Origin of the sequence: Aliiroseovarius sediminis, from assembly GCF_022678485.1 — a bacterium.
GTDB classification, from domain to species: Bacteria; Pseudomonadota; Alphaproteobacteria; order Rhodobacterales; family Rhodobacteraceae; genus Aliiroseovarius; species Aliiroseovarius sediminis.
Genome location: NZ_JALBYP010000038.1, coordinates 16,981 through 35,977, shown reverse-complemented (window position 1 = coordinate 35,977; position 18,997 = coordinate 16,981). Strand labels below are relative to the sequence as shown.

Here is an 18,997-nt window from a genome sequence, read left to right as displayed (position 1 = left end):
ATAATCCGTTAGGATTAGAAGGTCATGATGATACCCAGGTCGGCTTCAACAACGTCGTTGATTTCGCCAACACCGGCGTTCAGCGATGCGCCACCGCCCAGGTCATAGGCAACGCCCAGACCGTATGCGTCGGTCGTAGCACCAGCAATCTCGAGTTCCGAGTAAGCAGCCATGACTTCGACAGCACCCATGGTGTAACCGGCGGTGACACCGTAGGAAGTGATGTCATTGTCGGAGTTACGCGAATACAGAGCGTTCAGCGAGAAGTCAGCGATATCAGCGCCAGCTTTCACGTGGACGGTGCTGGAGTCGTCGAAGTTGCCCCAGTCGTCGTAGCCCAGACCAATGTTGAAATCACCCATGGTGTAGGTGGCTGCGATCGACGCCACTTCTGTGCCGCCCATGTCATAGGACACGGCAACGCCGAAGTCACCGAAGGTGCCTTCATACATCAGGTTGCCTACGTCGCCGCCGTCAACCAGGAATTCGGCAGTGTTGTCGGTGCCAAGGCCCGAGTAACCAATGTCCGACAGGCCCAATTTCGCGTCAACAGCCGAACCAACGGTACCGACCGAGAACTTGCCGAAGCCGCCTTCGATATAGACAACTTGGTTGTCGGTGACAGCACCGCCGCCATTGTCGAAGGTCAGGTCAAGGTCAACACCAAAGCCCAAGCCACCATCGGTTTCGCCCGTCATGGCAACCGACAGAGTGGTGTAGTAGTCGACGAGCCATTCGTCGGCACCTACGCGGTCTTCTTCATAAACAAAGCCCATGCCGGCTTCGCCGGAGAAGCTGATGTCGGCGGCAGCGAAGCCAGCGGATGCAACCAGCGCCGTCGATGCGAAGAGAATCTTTTTCATTTCGTTTTCCCTCATGTGTTTCAAAAGTTCACCTCAATTCAGGGAAATCCGAATTGAGTATGAGCGTTCAATCCACCTTTCAGCGGGCATTTGCAAGAAATGCAGAAGGCCAAAACTGATTGAGGCCTTAATTGGTGCTTCTATGCCACAGTTTTGTGGCCGACCGTTCACACCTTCTTACAGACTGTCATGTAAGGCGCGCAAACGGCACCGTTTCCAAGGTGTATATCCGGCCCATGGGAAAAGGCTTGCCCGCGTTTGGGGGCTTATATACTAACAAGAAGAAATTGAGGAAACGGGGCTATTTTATGCGCATCGTCAGGTCTGTCGCCGTCGGAGTTTCACTTATCAGTATGATCGGCTTGTCCGCGTGCGGCGGGGGGCGCGGGTCTTTCGGCTCGGTCGGCGTGGGCGGCGGCGCAGCGACGCAGCAGGCCGGCGATCAAGGCCGGGGCGTGCGCCATACCCCGCAAGCGGATGAGCCGCGCGAAACAATCTGGGATCTGTTCAAGAACGTGGACGACCCCAACACGACCGTCGAAGTGAACCGGTATCTTTGGAATGCGTCGCTGGATGTGCTCAGCTTCATGCCGGTTAAGGCGGCTGATCCCTTCTCAGGCATCATCGCGTTTGACTATGGCCGCCCGCCCGGCGGCGGCACGGCCTACAAGGCCACCGTTTATGTGCGCGACCCCGCGCTGGATGCGCGGTCGCTGTCTGTTGCGCTTTATTCCCGGTCGGGCCCTGCCAGTGCCGAAGCCGCCCGCAAGGTCGAGGATGCGATCCTGACCCGCGCGCGCCAGCTTCGTATTCGTGACGGCGACCTCTAGACCCGGACCGACCACAAGACTAAGACATACGCCGGGCCAGTTGCCCGGCGTTTTCACATCAAGGACCAAGCCGCATGTCGCGTTACACCGCCGCCGATATCGAACCGAAATGGCAAGAAGCCTGGGACAAGGCCGGGATTTTCACCGCCACACGCGATGAAACCCGCCCCAAATATTATGTGCTAGAGATGTTCCCCTATCCATCGGGCCGCATCCATATGGGGCATGTGCGCAACTATACGATGGGCGACGTGATCTCGCGTTATAAGTCCTCGTGCGGGTTCAGCGTGTTGCACCCGATGGGCTGGGACGCGTTCGGAATGCCGGCGGAAAACGCGGCGATGGCGCAGGGCGGCCACCCCGGCACGTGGACCTATGACAACATCAAGACGATGAAGGGTCAGATGAAGCCGTTGGGCTTGTCGATCGACTGGTCCCGCGAATTCGCCACCTGTGACCCGGAATATTACGGCCAGCAACAGTCGATGTTCATTGATTTCATGGAGCGCGGGCTGGTCTATCGCAAGAACGCCACGGTGAACTGGGACCCGGTCGACATGACCGTTCTGGCCAATGAACAGGTGATTGATGGCTGCGGCTGGCGTTCCGGCGCACCCGTTGAGCGCCGCGACCTGACGCAGTGGTTCTTCAAGATCTCGGATTATTCTGCCGAGTTGCTGGAGGCGCTGGACGCCCTGGACAACTGGCCCGAGAAGGTCCGCACCATGCAGGCCAACTGGATTGGCCGCTCGCAAGGTCTGCAATTCAGCTTTGAACGCGTGGATGGTGGCGAGATCGAGGTGTACACGACCCGCCCCGACACCCTGATGGGCGCATCGTTCATCGGTATCTCGCCCGACCATCCGATTTCCAAGGCGTTGGAGGCTGAAGACCCCGAGATTGCCGCCAAACTTGTCGAAATGCGCAAGGGTGGCACCACGGAAGAAGCCATCGAAACCGCCGAGAAGCTGGGTTACGACACCGGCATCCGCGTGAAACACCCGCTGGACCCAAACTGGGAACTGCCGGTCTGGATCGCCAACTTCATCCTGATGGATTACGGCACCGGGGCGATCTTCGCCTGCCCGGCCCATGACCAGCGTGACCTCGATTTCTGCCGCAAGTATGATCTGCCGGTGATCGACACGTTCCTATCGCTGGAAGACCCCTCGCCCGTTGAAAAGGAAGCCTTCGTGCCGCCCAAGAGCGAGAAGGTGAAATGGGTGAACCACTTCGCCGGGTTGGACGAAGCCACGGGCGACGAGGCCATCGAAGCGACCATCAAGTTCGCCGAGGACGCCGGCTGGGGCAAAGGCGTCGAGAAGTTCCGCCTGCGCGACTGGGGGCTGAGCCGCCAACGCTACTGGGGTTGTCCGATTCCCGTCGTGCACTGTGCTGATTGCGGCGTGGTGCCCGAAAAGAAAGAGAATCTGCCGGTCAAACTGCCTGAAGACGTCACCTTCGACGTTCCCGGCAACCCGCTGGACCGTCACCCGACCTGGCGCGACTGCGCCTGCCCGTCCTGCGGCAAGCCCGCCCAGCGCGAAACCGACACGATGGACACGTTTGTTGATTCGTCGTGGTATTTCGCGCGCTTCACGTCTCCGAATGCCGACACGCCCACGGATATGGACGACGCGTCCTATTGGATGAATGTCGACCAGTATATCGGCGGCATCGAGCACGCGATTCTGCACCTGCTCTATTCCCGCTTCTTTGCGCGTGCGATGAACATCTGCGGTCATCTGCCCGACAAAGCGATCGAGCCGTTCAACGCGCTGTTCACACAGGGGATGGTGACACATGAGATCTATGTCACGCGCGACGAAAACGACCGACCCGTGTATCACTTGCCGGAAGACATCGAATGGACGGAAAGCGGTGCGCGCCTTGGCGCCTGCGGGACCGAGGTCGAGGTCATCCCCTCGGCCAAGATGTCAAAATCCAAGAAAAACGTGGTCGATCCGGCTCAGATCATCTCGTCCTTCGGGGCCGATACGGCCCGCTGGTTCGTGCTGAGCGATTCGCCCCCCGAGCGCGATGTGGAATGGACGGCCTCGGGTGCGGAAGCCGCGGCCAAGCACTTGGCGCGCGTGCACGCCACCGCCGTCAAGATCGCCGAAATGGACGATGCAGAAGGGGACGACACCGACCTTCTGCGCGCCATGCACAAGGCGATCCATGATGTGACGATGGGCATTGAAAGCTTCGGCTTCAACGCCGCCATCGCCAAGCTCTATGCCTTCCAGAACACCGTTTCGAAGTCGAAAGCGGGCGGACGCGCGCAGAAACTGGCGATGCGCACGCTGGCACAGCTGATGTCCCCCATGACGCCGCACCTGTCCGAAGAAATCTGGTCGATGCTGGGCGGCGAAGGGCTTGTCGCCCAAGCCCCGTGGCCCAAAGCGGACGAGGCGATGTTGGTCGACGACACCGTGACCATGCCGATCCAGATCAACGGCAAGCGGCGCGCAGAAATCAGCGTGCCGAAAGACATGGACAAGGCCGAGGTTGAAAAACTGGCGCTGGCCGAAGATGCTGTCGTCAGGGCGCTTGATGGCAAGTCGCCCAAGAAAGTCATCGTTGTGCCGGGACGTATCGTGAATGTCGTCGTTTGATCGCCGCTTCTTCCTGACTGCCCTCGCGTCCGTCGTGGCGCTTGGCGGGTGTGGGTTCTCTCCGGTCTATGCACCGGGCGGGGCTGCGGATGGGCTGCGCGGCGCGGTGACGGTCGCAGCGCCATCGGATGCCGACAGCTATGAGCTGGTGAAACGGCTTGAAGAACGGCTGGGCCGCAATCTGGCCGCGCCCTACAATCTGACTTACACCATCACAACCCGGTCCGAAGGCGTGGGCGTCACCCCCCGTCAGGAAATCACCCGCACGCAAATCCTTGGCGCGATCGAGTTCACCGTAACCGACACCGCCACCGGCGAGGTGGTCGAGGAAGGCAGCGTCTCAAGCTTCACCTCCTATTCAACCGAGGGGTCGACGGTTTCAACCGCATCGGTCGAACGGGACGCGAATCGCCGTTTGATGGTGGCTTTGGCCGACATGATGGTGACGCGCTTCACGGCGACCTACGCGGGTTGGGCCGAATGAAGCTCGCCACCCGCGATGCGCTGAAGTATTTCGCCAAACCCGACCCGGGCCGCGCTGGCGTTCTGATCTTCGGTCCTGACGCCATGCGCGTTGCCCTGAAACGGCAAGAGTTGATCGCTAGCCTGATCGGCCCGCAGGGCGAAGAGGAAATGCGCCTGACCCGCCTTCCGGCAAGCGACCTGCGCAAAGACCCTGCGCTGTTGTCGGACGCGATCAAGTCACAAGGGTTCTTCCCCGGCCCCCGTGTGGCCTTTGTCGAAGACGCGACCGAAACCGTAGCTCCCGTGATCACCACGGCGCTGTCTGACTGGCAGGACGGCGATGCGCAGGTCATCGTGACGGCGGGCAATCTGAAACCCCGCGGCGCGCTGCGTAAACTGTTTGAAACCCACCCCAACGCCTTTGCCGTCGGCATCTATGACGACCCGCCAACCCGGGACGAGATCGAAGTCGACCTGAAACGTGCGGGCGTGGCTGACGTGCAGCCTGAAGCGATGCGCGATCTGACGGGCCTTTCGCAAGAACTTGATCCGGGCGACTTCCGCCAGACCGTCGAAAAGCTGGGTCTTTACAAGCTGGGCGACGCGACACCGGTCACGCCCGACGACGTGCTGGCCGTCGCGCCTGCCTCGACCGAGGCCGAGCTGGACGACCTTCTTCACGCCGTGGCCGAGGGTCGTTCAGGTGAAATAGGGCCTGTTTTGGCGCGATTGCAGGCGCAAGGCGTGCAGGCTGTCGGGTTGTGCATCGGCGCTACCCGCCATTTCCGCGCGCTTCATGCGGCCAGCGCAGACCCCGGCGGGCCTGCGCAAGGGATCAACCGGCTGCGCCCGCCGGTGCACTTCAAAAGCCGCGACCGGATGGTGCGGCAGGCACAGAACTGGGGGGTCCGGCGGCTGGAACAGGCGCTTCAAGTGCTGATCGACACCGATCTGACCCTGCGCTCGTCCCAGAAAGCCCCTGTCATGGCGGTGATGGAGCGCACATTGATTCGTCTGGCGATGCTGGGCGGCAAGAAATAGCTACCCGGCCCATTCGGCGGCGTGACGCCCCGCGTGGCGCCCGGTGGCCAGACAGGTGGTCAGAAGATAGCCGCCTGTCGGGGCATCCCAATCCAGCATTTCGCCACAGGCGAACACGCCGGGCAGCGCCTTGATCATCAGCCCATCATCCAGCGCCGTGAACGGCAGCCCGCCTGCGGTCGAAATCGCCTCGTCCATCGGGCGCGGTCCCTGATGACGGATCGGCACGGCCTTGATCACGGCGGCCAATTCGGCGGGGTCTGTGGGCAAGGGGCGGGCAAACTCCTGCAACAGCGCGATCTTTGCGGGATCAAGCTTCAACGTCTTGCGCAGGTGGTTCGTCAGGCTCGTCTTGCCACGCGGCTTTGCCAACCGCTGGGCCACATCCGCTTCGCTGCGGTCCGGGACCAGATCGACGAGCAACGGCGCACCGTCACGCATCGCGCGGCTGACAGCATAGATTGCCGAGCCCTCAATGCCGCGCGCAGAAATCACGAACTCACCCAAGGTCGAGGTCTCGCCGGCCGTCACACGCACTGGCTTGATGGGCGCGCCGAAATGTCGGGCCATGTGGTCGCTCCAACCCACGACAAAGCCCATGTTGCTGGGCTTGAACGGCTCACACGAAAGACCGTTTTCAGCAAGGATAGAGACCCATTTGCCATCCGACCCCAGCCGTGCCCAGCTGGCCCCACCCAGCGCCAGAACGGTCACGTCGGGTATCAGCCGCTGTTCGCCTTCTGGCGTGTGAAACACCATCTCTGGCCCGCGCATCCCGGTCCAACGCCAGTTACGCTGCAGCTCCACGCCCAACTCCGCCAGATCGGCCAACATCGCGCGCAGTAGGGGCGACGCTTTCATGGACCGCGGAAACACCCGGCCTGACGTGCCGGTAAACACTTCCTGCCCCAAGCTGCGCGCCCAATCCTGCACGGCATCTGGCCCGAAATCGGCAACGATCTTGCGCAGCGCATCGGGGCCGTCGATGTGATCAAGGAAGCTGGCCAGCGGCTCGGCCTTGGTCAGGTTCAGACCGGACTTGCCTGCCATCAGGAACTTGCGGGCGGGCGAGGGCTTGGCCTCGGCAATCGTGACCGACAACCCGGCCCGCGCCATTTCGCCCGCCGCCATCAGACCGGCAGGGCCTGCCCCGATGACCAAGCCTTGTTTCACGCGGGCTCCTGATCCTGTGTTTTCATTTCGACCACGCGATGCGGATACGGGATTTCGATGTTGTTGGCCTTGAGCGTTTTCCACACCTGCATCATCACACGCGGCGTGAACTTGTTACGCCCGTCGTCGATCCCGTTCACCCAAAACTCGACCGCGAAATCTACGCCGCTGTCGCCAAAGGCGCGCAGCTCGCAATCGGGTTTGCGCTCCTCGGGATCGTTCAGCACGAAATCCAGCTTGGCCACGGCATCTTCGATCAACGCGGGGATCGCTTCGATGTCAGAATCATAGCTGACCGAGAACGGCGCCTCGTACCGCTTGGCGCTGCCCGCGTCGGAATAGTTCACCACGCGGGTCGTGATGAAATGTTCGTTGGGAACCACGATCCAACGGCCGTCAAATGTCTCTAATATGGCGGCGCGGGCGGTCATCTTGACAATCGTCCCGGCCTCGCCCCCATCCAGTTCCACATAGTCTCCGACGGTCGCCTGCCCCTCCAACAACAAGATCACGCCGGAAATAAAGTTCGCGGCAATCTGCTGCAATCCGAAGCCAAGCCCGACACCAATCGCGCCCCCAAGCACGGCAAGCGAGGTCAGGTTGATGCCCATGATGTTCATCAGCACAAGGAAGGCGGCGCCGAAAATCGCGATCTCTGCGGCCTTGGCCGCCAGCTCGCGGGTCGCGGGGCGCATTTCTTCCTGCTTCTTGATCGCCTGCGTGGTCTGTTCGTGCGACCAGCGCCCCAGCCAGAAGATCACGCCCCCAAGCACCGCAAACTTGATCGCAAACAGCAGTGAAAAGCTCATGTTGCCCAGCGGCACGATGGTTTCGTCCAGCTTGGTGATGACGACATCCAGCAGTCCGACCGTGTAAAGCGCCGCGATCGGGATCAGGACATATCGCCCGATAAGCTTCAGGAACGGGTCTTTCAGGATCTTGTGCGCAAACGCCCGAACGGCCAGAAACAGGAAGAACCGCTTGCCAAAGGCGATGACAGCGCCTGACCCGAAGATCGACCGCGTGACCTGTTCACCGACTGCCGTGAAGGCCCAAGCCAGCAGCGGCAGGGTCAGCGGCAAGAAGATCAAAACGAACAAGCGGGCCTTCGCGACCAGAGACTTGCTGTCCTTCGCCGGCGTCAGAAGTCGCGTGAGATAGGGCTTCAGCTTCCGATCAACCAACCGCGCCAACAGATAGGCCGCGATGAGCAAGCCAAGCTGAGACCACGCGGGCGGGGACATCAGCCAGCCTTCGGCGATCTCCCACGCCTGGTTCACATAACCAATGACCTGATCCAGAATTTCCGGGCGGTTCTCCACGTGCGTCCCCTTGCTATTACAGGAATACTTGCAAAACTGTTCAGCATGGATAGCGGTTTGACCTCAAAGGGCAACGATTTTGTGCCCAACTGCGCCTTGTGTGGCAGGCCCATTCCCGGCGACGTGGCGCAAAGCAAACATCACCTTGTGCCAAAGCTCAGGGGTGGCAAGGGCGGCCCGACCGTGTTGTTGCACCAGATCTGCCACAACCAGATCCATCTGGAACTGAGCGAGGCCGAGCTCGCGCGGAATTTCAACACGGTGGCTGCGCTGCAATCGCATCCGGGTCTTGCGCGATTCATCAAATGGGTGGCCAAACGGCCGCCCGATTTCTATGCTTCGACCAAGGGCCAAAGACGCAGAGGTGGGCGATCTTAGGGCAGGTTAGAGCCTGTTTCAGGGATCATCTGTTTCATCTGGGCAACGTGGTCTGCGGGCTGCGTGCGGGCATCCTCGGCCAGGTCCAACACCGTTTCCATCAGTGCGTCCTGCGGCACAATCCGGTCAACCAGACCCCAGCGCAATGCTTCGTCCGCCTGCACCTTTTGCCCGGCCATCAGGATCATCTTGGTGCGGGCCGGACCGATCAGCCCCGCCATGCGGCGCGGGTCGGATGGTTGCGGCAGAAAGCCCAGCTTCATCACCGGATAGAAGAATTTCGCCTCGGGCACCGCGATGCGGATGTCACAGGCCAGCGCCATGCCGAACGCTCCACCGGCCAGAGTGCCGTTCAGCGCAGCGATGGTCAGGCAGGGCGCGGCTGACACGGCGTTCGACAGGCGTTCCCATACCCCGTCAATCGCCAATCCCGCCCGCGCTTCGTCCAGATCGGCGCCGGCGGAAAACACCCGACCCGCGCCGGTGAACACCAGAACCCGCGCATCGCCGGCGGCGTCCATGGCGATGGCGGCCAACTCCTCCAACATCGCTTTGGTCAGGGAATTGGCCTTGTCGGGCCGGTTCAGGGTCACAATCCAGACCCCATCCTTTTTCTGAAGGTCGATCATCCACGCACCTGCGCGCGATCGCGGATGGCTTCATCGCGAAGCGAGATCTCCTCGCCCAGGAACCCATCTGCGTCATCCGTGCACATCCACAACAGCGCGCGGGCCACCCATTCGGGCGGGATATGGTCCGACCATCCAAGTTGTGCCACCGCGTTGATGCCCGAGTGCTTGATCTCGCGCTGCATCTGGGTGGCGACGGTGCCGGGCGACAGACCCATGGCGCGGATACCCCTGCCCGCGCCTTCCTTATGCAAAGACTTCGTCAGCATATGAACGCCCGCTTTCGACGCGCAGTAATGCGCCCAGCCTTCCAGGGCATTATGCGCCGCGCCCGAACTTATGGTCAGAACCGACCCGCCGCCCTGCGCCGCCATCAGCGGCATCACCGCGCGCATCCCATGATAGACGCCCTTCAGGTTCACGTCGATGACATGACCCCATTCGGCAGGATCAGAGTCTATCATAGGACCAATCGGCTCAATCACACCGGCGTTGTTGATCAGCACATCGACGGTTCCGAATTTCGCGACAGCCGCATCTACGGCGGCTTTCACATCAGCCCATTTCGACACGTCGCAGGGCACCGACAGGGCACGTTCACCAATCGCGGCCGCAATCGCGTCGATCTGTGACTTGCCGCGCGCGGTCAGCACCACGTTCGCACCCGCCTGCGCAAAGATGTGGGCGGCGGCTTCGCCGATCCCGCGGCTTGCGCCGGTAATCAAGACGGTTTTTCCGGTCATGTCTGTCATCGTTCATCCTCCTGTTGCCAATCACTATTGCCAGCCCGGCGCGGACCTGCAAGCCCGAGACACATCTTGCGACCAAGCGTCGTGATCGTTACCTGATGAACACGACCGCGAAAGGGAACACTATGACGAATACGCTTGACGACCTGACACAGCAATTGCTGGACGCCGCCCGCAAGGCCGGGGCCGACGGCGCCGATGCGCTGGCAGTCGATGGCACCTCGGTTTCGATCGACGTGCTGGGCGGCAAGCTGGAACATGCCGAACGGTCAGAAGGCATCGACATCGGGTTGCGTGTATTGGTCGGGCAGCGGCAAGCCTGTGTGTCCGCGTCAGACATCGCGCCCCATACGATTGCAACCATGGCGGAACGCGCCGTTGCAATGGCGAAAGAGGCACCGGAAGACCCCCATATCGCCCAGGCCGATCCGGATGCGTTCGCCCGCGATTGGGACCTTGCCGCGCTGGAGCTGGTGGACCTGACCGCCGAACCTGATCCCGCCGATCTGGAACGTGACGCCACTGAGGCCGAAGCCGCCGCGCTTGCCGTGAATGGCGTGACGCAGGTCTCCAGCAGTTCCGCAGGCTATGGTCGGCACCAGTTTCATCTGGCGACCAGCAATGGCTTCTCGGGTGGATACGGGCGCACGCATCGTGCAACCTCGGTCGTGGCAATTTCAGGCGAAGGCGCGACGATGGAACGTGACTATTCCGGCGAAATGCGCACATTTCAGGCCGATCTGCCGTCGGCTGCCGAAATTGGGACCAAGGCCGGCCAACGCACGGCCGAGCGCGCAGGTGCGCGCAAACCGCCAACCGGGGCGTTTCCGGTGCTTTATGACGAACGTATTTCGTCCTCGTTGATCGGGCATCTTCTGTCAGCAGCCAATGGGGCAATGATCGCACGCGGGTCGTCCTGGCTGCGTGATGCGTTGGGGGAACAGGTGTTGCCCGACGGCATCGACCTGATTGAAGACCCGCACCGCCCCCGAATCTCCGGCTCGCGCCCCTTTGACGGTGAAGGCCTGCCGACGCAGCGGCGCAAGATCATTGACGGTGGGGTGCTGACAGGATGGACACTGGACATTGCCACCGCCAACAAGCTGGGCATGACAAGCACGGCCAGCGCATCGCGTGGAACATCGGCGCCGCCGTCGCCTTCGATCTCGAATGTGACCCTAACGCAAGGGAATTTGACCCGCGATGCGCTGATTGCGCAAATGGGAACGGGCTTGATCGTCACCTCGATGATCGGATCGACCATCAATGCGACCACCGGGGATTATTCCCGTGGCGCATCGGGCTTCTGGGTTGAAAACGGCCAGATCGCCTATCCGGTCAACGAATGCACGATCGCGGGTAATCTGCGCGATATGCTGGGCCGGATCATCCCCGCCAACGACGCCGAGCCGCATCTAAGCCGCATGGTCCCCAGCCTTCTGGTCGAAGGGATGACGATTGCCGGTGACTGATGACCTTGCCCTTCTGACAGACGCAGCGCTTGAAGCCGGAAAGATCGCCACGCGCTATTTCCGCACCACCGCGCATCGCTGGGACAAACCCGGCGGCCAAGGCCCCGTGACCGAGGCCGATCTTGAGGTTGACCTGATGCTGCGCAAGGAACTGACCGCCGCGCGCCCCGGCTATGGCTGGCTGTCGGAAGAGACCGAGGACACCCCCGACCGCCTGCAGGCCGAGCATGTTTTCATCGTCGACCCCATCGACGGCACGCGGTCGTTTATCGAAGGGTCCACGACGTGGGCACATTCGCTTGCCATCGCGCGTGACGGGCGGGTTCAGGCTGCGGTTGTCTATCTGCCCCTGCGCGACAAGCTGTATGCGGCTGCCCTTGGGCACGGGGCCACGTTGAATGACGCACCGCTGACCGTCAGCCCGCGCGACCAGATCGAAGGCGCCACAGTTCTGGCCGCCCGGCCCAATCTTGACCCGTCGCGCTGGCTGAATGCCGACGTGCCGCCGATCACCCGCAAGTTCCGGTCATCGCTGGCCTATCGCATGTCGTTGGTGGGTGAAGGCCGCTTTGACGCGATGATGTCCCTGCACCCCACTTGGGAATGGGACGTCGCCGCCGGTAGCCTTATTGTCGAAGAGGCCGGCGGCACGGTTAGCGACCGAACGAACCAGTCCCCGCGGTTCAACAATCCAACCCCAAGATTGTCCGGCATGATCGCCGGCGGGCGCTTCATTCACGACGCGCTGATGTCACGTTTGGCCTGACGGTGTTAAGCTAACATCCCCGTGAAAAGAAGGCATTGCCAAGGCGATCTTTATCGCTAACATAAGCGTATCAGACTATGTTCAAGGATGCGTTCGTGACCGAAACTCCCCCGGTAAAAACCCCTGCCCGCAATCGCCGCCCCCTGACCCTGCGTGACGTGTCCGAGGCATCAGGCGTCAGTGAAATGACGGTCAGCCGGGTGTTGCGCAACCGCGGCGATGTCAGCCAGGCGACACGCGAACGGGTGCTGGAGGCCTCGAAAGAGCTGGGCTACGTGCCCAACAAGATCGCCGGCGCGCTGGCCTCGCAACGGGTCAATCTTGTGGCGGTGATCATCCCATCGCTCAGCAACATGGTGTTTCCCGAGGTGATGACCGGCATCAACGAGGTGTTGGACGAAACGCCGCTGCAACCTGTCGTCGGTGTCACGAACTACAATCCTGAACGCGAAGAAAAGGTGTTGTATGAGATGCTGTCGTGGCGTCCATCCGGTGTCATCATCGCCGGGTTGGAGCATTCGGACGCCGCCAAGGCGATGCTGAAAGCCGCAGGTATTCCTGTGGTCGAGATCATGGACACCGACGGACAAGCCGTCGACGCGTGTGTCGGCATCTCACACCGTCGCGCAGGTCGGAAAATGGCGCAGGCGATCCTGAAGGCCGGCTATCGCAATATCGGCTTTCTTGGCACCAAGATGCCGCTGGATCATCGCGCCCGCAAACGGTTCGAAGGCTTCACCGAAGCGCTTGCCAAGGAAGGCATCGAAATTGCGGATCGCGAGTTCTACGAAGGCGGGTCGGCCCTTGCCAAAGGCCGCGAGATGACCGAGGCGATCTTGAAACGCACGCCCGAACTGGATTTTCTGTATTACTCGAACGATATGATCGGCGCAGGCGGGTTGCTTTTCTGCCTGGACCAAGGGATCAGCGTGCCCGGCCAGATCGGCCTTGCGGGCTTCAACGGGGTCGAGCTGCTGGACGGCCTGCCCCGACAATTGGCCACGATGGACGCCTGCCGTGCCGAAATCGGTCGCGCCGCCGCCCGTATCATCGCCGAACGCAGCGCAGAAGATGGCGAAAGTGGTGGTGGTGAACGTATCGAACTGACGCCCAAGATCCAACCCGGCGACACGCTCAGACGACGCTGACGCACGGGTGGACAAGCGGTTTCCGTGACACTATTCCAAACCAACGGCCCCGTGGCTCAACTGGATAGAGCAGCCCCCTCCTAAGGGGCAGGTTGCAGGTTCGAATCCTGCCGGGGTCACCACAAACACCACTAAAAACAGTCCATTGTGCCGTATTTTATGAACGGCTCTGCAACATCATGCAGGATTTTCCGGCTTTTGTACGGGAACATGTAAAGAACACCGGTACAAAACCCGTACAGTCCGATTTGACGGGCGGAGGATTCCCGCGAAGATGCGAAAAGAAAAATCCCCGTCCGGCGGCAACCGAAACGGGGATCAAATCGAAAACAAAAGCACCCAGCTTTGCTCGCAAGGATAGCACCGAATACGGCTCCAGCGCAACTATGGGATTGTGGCTATCACCTCACGATGAGGTGCAGCCATGACCCAAGCCCTCACACACAACGGTTTGCCAGCCGGTCTCACGCGATGGCAGTTCTTCGGGCTGATCCAGACGGCCCGCAGGCAGCTGGGCCTCAGCAAGGGTGCGATCTCTTACCTGAAGGTCGCGATAGGTTGCACACAGGACGAGGACTTCACGGCTGGCCGCATCTGTGCATTCTGGACTTCGGTCACGAAAACCGCCTGTCGAGCTGAAATGGACCGGCGTCAGGTCGCACGGATCGAGGCCGAACTGATCGAGCGCGGCTTTCTAGGAAAGTCGGCATCGAAACATAGCCGCAGAAACGGGTCACGGAAGAACGGCGCAATCGGCCACGAATTCGGGATTAATCTTGCCCCGCTGATCAACCGCGTTAGCGAAATTCAGGCGGCAGCTCGAAAAGCCGTGTTTGAGGAGGAAGAGGCCGAGCGGCTTCGTGGACGGATACGCAAGTTGTTTGGCGATATCCGCAAGCTCCAGATAGATGACGCCTGTGAAGCCGCAACTGATGTGCTGCCCAACAACCGGCCCTCCACCATCCAAAGCTTCGAGCGCCTCAAGCAAGTGGTCGCGGCCTTGGAAGCCGTCTGGAAAGAGTTTTCAACAGAAAACGGTAGGGGTGAAATGTCCCACCAGTGCGACATTTCACCCCCACTCAATACAGGTAAAGAAAAGAAATATAAAACCTGTAGGGCAGAGAAAGCGCGACATCCGCAACCTGTCCGCATTACCCCCTCGCTTGCGATGTTGCTGGCGGGTGCGGAATTCCAAGAGATAATCGGGTTTTACGCGGGGGGTGCGGCTGGAGGTCCGCCCGACTGGCGCAGCATGGAAATGGCTGCGCGCGATCGGGCGCACCAGCTCGGGGTCTCGACAGGTGTCTGGCAACGACAGTGCGAAATTCTCGGCAGTGAACGGGCCGTGCTGTGCCTCCTCGTCGCGGATCACAACGCAGGGCGCGCTGACAAATACACGGTCAGGGACGCGGCGGGGGCCTTTGTCAACATGGTCCGGAGCGAGGCGGCACAAAAAGCGGTTCTGGACCGTCTGCTGGGCGAGTTGATCGGCTTCGCGAAAGGGCAGCACAATGTCTGATGCACCCCAAACGACAGGAAAATCGATCTTTGCCCACAAGCAAACTTACAGCCAGAAGGGAAACTCAAAGAGCCTTTCGATCAGGTCGATCGTCGAAGAACTTGAACGCCTCGACGGGGCTTGCCCGCATGTGCCAAACCCGCAACCGCCGAATATTCTGGAGGGGATGCGGCCGCGCGACCTTAATGGCATCGTCGAAGACCGCGTTGCCGAGCAAAACCGGGCTCTGCGCAAGATGCGCAAGGAAAGACCAGACCTGAAAAACGAGCTGCGCGGCATCCGCATCGACACGCATGTGCTTGTGGCGGGCGTTTACAGCTATCCGGATGCTGTTGAAAACATGGACATGGCCGAATATCTGGCATGGCGTGAAGACGTGATCGCCTTTGCCCGGCGCGATGCAGAAGCAAACGCCTTGGAGATCATGACCATCGTCGAACACCTCGACGAAGCCCGTCCGCATATTCACGTTCTTGCCTTGCCGCTTGTCACACAAGCCAACCCGCGCATGAACGCCAAACTATGTCATGAAGGGCATGTAGCGCAGGACCGTCATATCAAGAACGGTTGGTCGGGTTCCCCGTCCAGAGCATACAAGCAGTCCATGAGCGTGTGGCAAGACCGGTATCATGCCGAAGTCGGGTCGTTGCATGGTCAGGCCCGTACCGGCCCGAAGCGCCGCCGTCTGGACCGAGCGACTTGGAAGGCTGAACAGGACCGGATACAGCACTTGAAAGACGCCGAGAAGGCAGACCGGAGGGCGACGGCCTCAACGAACCGTGCCGAAGAAGCCGAGTTCCGCGAGCAATCTATCGCAAGGCGCACGGCGGCCCATCGGCTGCAACAGGCAGAGTTGGGGCAAAGGTTGGCCGAGGAGGGGCTTGTCGCGGCCTTGGCCGCTATGGATGCAGATGATCGCCTCTTGTCCCGCCTGTCGCAGCAGACCAATCCGCGCGGCTATCCTTCGCGGACAGGGGAGGAGAACAACGAAATCCATATGACCATTTCCCCGATCATTGACGAAGGCCTTGATGCTCTAAGTGCGCCTTCCCCGGCAGGCAGCACGGTGGAGCGTTTCAAAGATCTGCTCGCCATGATTGCCGACTGGACCGAACGCCTCGCGGAAGCAATTCCCCGTTGGATGCGATGGGAAGAGCTCGTGGACCGGATCGCGCGCACCGCCCAACAGACCTTTGGCTGGGCATCCCGCCCCGACACGCTGGCGGGGTTCGTCGAGGTCACACCAGCATGGCGCGACATCGAGGAATCAGCCCGGAAAGATCTCAATCGTGCGCGCGGAGTGGCCGCTTTGGTTGCGCAGGAACCTAAGGCAGAACCGTCACAATCACGCTCCGTTTTCCGGTTTGACGCTGATTGAATGACGCCCGCAAAGTTAATTCAATGTGATCCATAATGACCTACTTTCGGGGTTTCCGCTAAATATTAGTGACCGACTATTATTTTGCGGGGCCCGGCTGCTACGCACCCACCCGCAAAATGTCGATCAGGGCGCTGCGCCCCTGAACCCCGCCAAAATCAGTGAGTGCCAACTGTCCATGGTTGGAGCGTTGTGCTATGTCGTTTGCAACGGAAACCAACCCCGCGAAGGAGGGCCACGCCATGTAGTAACGCAACTGCATGAAAGGAGCCGCACGATGGCTCATCACAAACGTAAACGCCCGCGCGTGGCGTATGGGCGCGGCTACTCTACAAAGGGTTTGGCCCGCAGGCTCGGCGTCGATCCTCGCGAAATTCGCTGGTGGGAAAGCTGCCCACGCTGGCATAATCTGCTCGCCAACAAGCGCCCTCAACGCCGCCGGACGAAGTCTGTTGAGCGGGCAACCCTGACAGCAGACGATCCCGACACCCTTGTCTGGCCTGTGGATGGCAAACCGCACGACTATTTCTGGTGATCCCGATCCATCGAAACCCGCCGTCCCCTGCCATCTGAAGGGCGATGTCAGGCGGGTTTCGACACGCGCAACGATAGCCTGAAAATCCACATGAGCGAGACGTCAAGGATCGAGCGATTGTGGGGTTTCAGGCGGTCATCCCGCGATGCCGCCCCGTCTCAATAAATCTGACGCTGAACTTCTCCCAGTCGCGCAGTGGGATCAGCATTTCGCCAGTCTCGGGATCGCCAATGCAACCGATGCCACGGGCGCTGTCTGACCAAAATTCGTAGAAGGGCAGCGCCTTGATGTCATCATCGCGCACATACTTGCCGCGCAAGATCGGCAAGCCAAAATAGGTGGTTTTCAAAGGCATGTGCGGCCTCCCTGTAGTGCGTTGGCACGAATGCACTATCGACCTAATGCACCAAAATCATCGCAGATAGGGTTGGATCGCGTCCAGTGCCTTGCTTGATCCTGCGAGACTGAACCTGTGTGACCTTCCACCAAAGCTGATCTCCACCCATTCTGCCGCGCGGATGTTTTGCACGAAACGGTTGGTCGCGCCCATGCCTGCTGTCGCGTAGTTGTCGAACAGCACCTCTCCGCCGCGCGCAGCGAAATCCAGCGCGTCGCCATTGGAGAACTTGATCTGTACTCGTTCGCCCGCCGCCGGTGCTTGCCCGCCAAGTGTCACCGACACGCTGCAATTGTTGAAGTCGCAGGCGCCGTTTGGCCCCAGACTGTTCACCTCGTCCGAGCGGGTTATCCAGATTTCTTCGCTGCGCGCGCGGCGCGGGCTGACCTCGCCGGTTGCGTTGGTGAAGGTCCAGAACTCTGCCCCGCCTTCTAGCGAAGCCTCGAAATACCAGCCCTCTGCAAATGCCGGAGAGGCCAGCGCAACCAGCGCGGCAGTAAGAACAACTTTCATCTCTTCAGATCCTCTTGCGGGATGTCTACGCCTGCATCTGACAACGCCCGCACGATCAGCTGGCTCATCGTCAGGCCGCGTTTCAGGGCCTCGATACGCAGCGCCCTATGGCCCTCTGTGCTGATGTAGAAGGACGTGTGCTTCTGATCGGCCTGAGCGCTCATCGGTAAGGGCTCGCCAGCCGCAGGTTGCAGAAACTGTTGACCAGCGTCGCAATCGCTTCGGGCGTCAGGCCATGCTCGACAAAGGTCTTGTCCTCGAACCCTATCCGGATGTTGATCCCGCCTTCGGGGTTCACGGACAGTCGAAAACCGGCTTCATTCGCCGGTGCCACCAGCTTGCGCTCGCTGGACCACTCGACAACTTCATCCGCCGGAACCAGCCTGCGTTGCACGCCGATGCCGCTGTCCTCCAGAATGTCTATCAGCAGATCGAGCATCTCGGCCGCGCGTTCGTGATCCTCGATGGTCTGCGAGTCATAATCACACACCATCCAATAAGGCTTCAGGATCGGCTGGACCAAAGCTCGCAGCCGCTGCTCCACCCCTTTCGGGTCGTCCAACATCAGCGATACCATTTCTCTTTTCCCTCCGAAGTGATGAATATCCATGCTGCGAGGCCGAAGGGCGGCAACGAAAGACTGCCCACAATCTTGAAGCCCATCGTGTCGCCGTTGATCAGAAAGCCGATAGCCACCACAAGCGGCAACAGCCCGACACCGGCCACGACCGCCGCACGGGCCTTGAGATCGCGCGAGGTGAACCCAGCCCCCATGAGGCCCTTCTTCGCGCCACAGGACGGACAAACGCGGGCATCCTCGTGAACATCGGTCATACAGTGGGGGCATTGGGGCATGGGACGCCTCTAACGTGCTGAATGTATGTTAAAACAGGTAGAGTTAAAAGCGTCAAAGCACAATAGCATTGTGCATGAAGACGACGCCCAAAAGCCCACTGCGAGACATCGTTGCGCGTAACATGCGCAAGCTGCGCGCTGATCGCGGCTGGTCGCAGGAATTTTTGGCGCACGAGACAGGGCTGAACCGCACCTACCTCAGTGCAGTTGAGCGCTCAGAGCAGAATATCTCGATCGACAATCTGTACCGGGTGGCTGAAGGGTTCGGTGTCGAAGCTTGCACGCTGTTGAAGGCCTGATGGGTCCGCTAACAACCTGAAATTAACGAAATTGCTTCAACTTGCCT

22 protein-coding genes and 1 tRNA gene are annotated in these 18,997 nt (G+C 60.6%); 13 read left to right on the top strand and 10 right to left on the bottom strand.

The genetic code is table 11. The features are described from left to right. Positions 1-14: 14 nt before the first annotated feature. On the bottom strand, positions 15-863 hold the full coding sequence (locus tag MN186_RS14335; protein WP_242115054.1) for a porin: 849 nt from the start codon (positions 861-863) through the stop codon (positions 15-17). A gap of 353 nt (positions 864-1,216) precedes the next feature. Here MN186_RS14335 and MN186_RS14330 point away from each other — a divergent pair, with 353 nt between their 5' ends. From MN186_RS14330 to holA, 4 genes are all read left to right on the top strand, one after another. Next, positions 1,217-1,693, top strand: coding sequence for a DUF3576 domain-containing protein (locus MN186_RS14330; protein ID WP_242115053.1), 477 nt, complete (start codon positions 1,217-1,219; stop codon positions 1,691-1,693). Between the two features lie 74 nt (positions 1,694-1,767). Further along, on the top strand, positions 1,768-4,311 hold the full coding sequence (leuS, locus tag MN186_RS14325) for a leucine--tRNA ligase (RefSeq protein WP_242115052.1): 2,544 nt from the start codon (positions 1,768-1,770) through the stop codon (positions 4,309-4,311). Then, positions 4,298-4,795, top strand: coding sequence for an LPS assembly lipoprotein LptE (locus MN186_RS14320; RefSeq protein WP_242115051.1), 498 nt, complete (start codon positions 4,298-4,300; stop codon positions 4,793-4,795). The genes leuS and MN186_RS14320 overlap by 14 nt, the downstream gene beginning before the upstream one ends. Further along, positions 4,792-5,817 (top strand): DNA polymerase III subunit delta, encoded by a 1,026-nt coding sequence (gene holA, locus MN186_RS14315; protein ID WP_242115050.1) that lies wholly within the window; start codon positions 4,792-4,794, stop codon positions 5,815-5,817. Before MN186_RS14320 ends, holA begins: the two co-directional genes overlap by 4 nt. Here holA and MN186_RS14310 read toward each other — a convergent pair whose 3' ends face one another. After that, a complete protein-coding gene (locus MN186_RS14310; RefSeq protein ID WP_242115049.1) occupies positions 5,818-6,990 on the bottom strand; it encodes a TIGR03862 family flavoprotein in 1,173 nt (390 codons plus the stop codon). Further along, positions 6,987-8,312 (bottom strand): mechanosensitive ion channel family protein, encoded by a 1,326-nt coding sequence (locus MN186_RS14305; protein ID WP_242115048.1) that lies wholly within the window; start codon positions 8,310-8,312, stop codon positions 6,987-6,989. Before MN186_RS14305 ends, MN186_RS14310 begins: the two co-directional genes overlap by 4 nt. 45 nt (positions 8,313-8,357) lie before the next feature. On the opposite strand from MN186_RS14305, the gene MN186_RS14300 reads away from it, so the two are divergent. Further along, the gene (locus MN186_RS14300) at positions 8,358-8,690 is read left to right on the top strand and encodes an HNH endonuclease (protein WP_242115047.1); all 333 of its coding nucleotides are present in this window, start codon (positions 8,358-8,360) and stop codon (positions 8,688-8,690) included. Here the strand turns inward: MN186_RS14300 and MN186_RS14295 are convergent. Both MN186_RS14295 and MN186_RS14290 read right to left on the bottom strand, forming a co-directional pair. Further along, positions 8,687-9,319 (bottom strand): enoyl-CoA hydratase/isomerase family protein, encoded by a 633-nt coding sequence (locus MN186_RS14295; protein ID WP_242115046.1) that lies wholly within the window; start codon positions 9,317-9,319, stop codon positions 8,687-8,689. The genes MN186_RS14300 and MN186_RS14295 overlap by 4 nt on opposite strands. After that, positions 9,316-10,071, bottom strand: a complete 756-nt coding sequence (locus MN186_RS14290; RefSeq protein ID WP_242115045.1) for an SDR family oxidoreductase — start codon at positions 10,069-10,071, stop codon at positions 9,316-9,318. Before MN186_RS14290 ends, MN186_RS14295 begins: the two co-directional genes overlap by 4 nt. A gap of 122 nt (positions 10,072-10,193) precedes the next feature. On the opposite strand from MN186_RS14290, the gene MN186_RS14285 reads away from it, so the two are divergent. From MN186_RS14285 to MN186_RS14255, 7 genes are all read left to right on the top strand, one after another. After that, entirely contained in the window at positions 10,194-11,540 is a 1,347-nt protein-coding gene (locus MN186_RS14285) for a TldD/PmbA family protein (RefSeq protein ID WP_242115044.1), read from the top strand. Continuing rightward, positions 11,527-12,306 carry an inositol monophosphatase family protein gene (locus tag MN186_RS14280; protein WP_242115043.1) on the top strand — a complete coding sequence of 260 codons (780 nt, stop codon included), beginning with the start codon at positions 11,527-11,529 and terminating at the stop codon, positions 12,304-12,306. The genes MN186_RS14285 and MN186_RS14280 overlap by 14 nt, the downstream gene beginning before the upstream one ends. 95 nt (positions 12,307-12,401) lie before the next feature. Further along, entirely contained in the window at positions 12,402-13,454 is a 1,053-nt protein-coding gene (locus tag MN186_RS14275; RefSeq protein WP_242115042.1) for a LacI family DNA-binding transcriptional regulator, read from the top strand. Between the two features lie 45 nt (positions 13,455-13,499). After that, positions 13,500-13,576, top strand: a tRNA-Arg gene (locus MN186_RS14270). A 302-nt stretch (positions 13,577-13,878) separates the two neighbouring features. Continuing rightward, positions 13,879-14,973, top strand: coding sequence for a helix-turn-helix domain-containing protein (locus MN186_RS14265; protein WP_242115041.1), 1,095 nt, complete (start codon positions 13,879-13,881; stop codon positions 14,971-14,973). Then, on the top strand, positions 14,966-16,351 hold the full coding sequence (locus MN186_RS14260; protein WP_242115040.1) for a plasmid recombination protein: 1,386 nt from the start codon (positions 14,966-14,968) through the stop codon (positions 16,349-16,351). Before MN186_RS14265 ends, MN186_RS14260 begins: the two co-directional genes overlap by 8 nt. A 277-nt stretch (positions 16,352-16,628) precedes the next feature. Further along, positions 16,629-16,886 (top strand): hypothetical protein, encoded by a 258-nt coding sequence (locus MN186_RS14255; RefSeq protein WP_242115039.1) that lies wholly within the window; start codon positions 16,629-16,631, stop codon positions 16,884-16,886. A gap of 127 nt (positions 16,887-17,013) precedes the next feature. Here MN186_RS14255 and MN186_RS14250 read toward each other — a convergent pair whose 3' ends face one another. Genes MN186_RS14250 through MN186_RS14230 form a run of 5 tightly spaced genes read right to left on the bottom strand, consistent with a single transcriptional unit; the run spans position 17,014 to position 18,630 of the window. Next, positions 17,014-17,241, bottom strand: coding sequence for a hypothetical protein (locus MN186_RS14250; RefSeq protein WP_242115038.1), 228 nt, complete (start codon positions 17,239-17,241; stop codon positions 17,014-17,016). Between the two features lie 57 nt (positions 17,242-17,298). Further along, the gene (locus tag MN186_RS14245; protein ID WP_242115037.1) at positions 17,299-17,796 is read right to left on the bottom strand and encodes a hypothetical protein; all 498 of its coding nucleotides are present in this window, start codon (positions 17,794-17,796) and stop codon (positions 17,299-17,301) included. After that, positions 17,793-17,960 (bottom strand): hypothetical protein, encoded by a 168-nt coding sequence (locus MN186_RS14240; protein ID WP_242115036.1) that lies wholly within the window; start codon positions 17,958-17,960, stop codon positions 17,793-17,795. Before MN186_RS14240 ends, MN186_RS14245 begins: the two co-directional genes overlap by 4 nt. Then, positions 17,957-18,373, bottom strand: a complete 417-nt coding sequence (locus MN186_RS14235; RefSeq protein WP_242115035.1) for a hypothetical protein — start codon at positions 18,371-18,373, stop codon at positions 17,957-17,959. Before MN186_RS14235 ends, MN186_RS14240 begins: the two co-directional genes overlap by 4 nt. Next, positions 18,361-18,630, bottom strand: a complete 270-nt coding sequence (locus MN186_RS14230; RefSeq protein WP_242115034.1) for a hypothetical protein — start codon at positions 18,628-18,630, stop codon at positions 18,361-18,363. The genes MN186_RS14235 and MN186_RS14230 overlap by 13 nt, the downstream gene beginning before the upstream one ends. A 95-nt stretch (positions 18,631-18,725) precedes the next feature. Here MN186_RS14230 and MN186_RS14225 point away from each other — a divergent pair, with 95 nt between their 5' ends. Continuing rightward, a complete protein-coding gene (locus tag MN186_RS14225; protein ID WP_242115033.1) occupies positions 18,726-18,950 on the top strand; it encodes a helix-turn-helix domain-containing protein in 225 nt (74 codons plus the stop codon). The last annotated feature ends 47 nt before the right edge of the window (positions 18,951-18,997 follow it).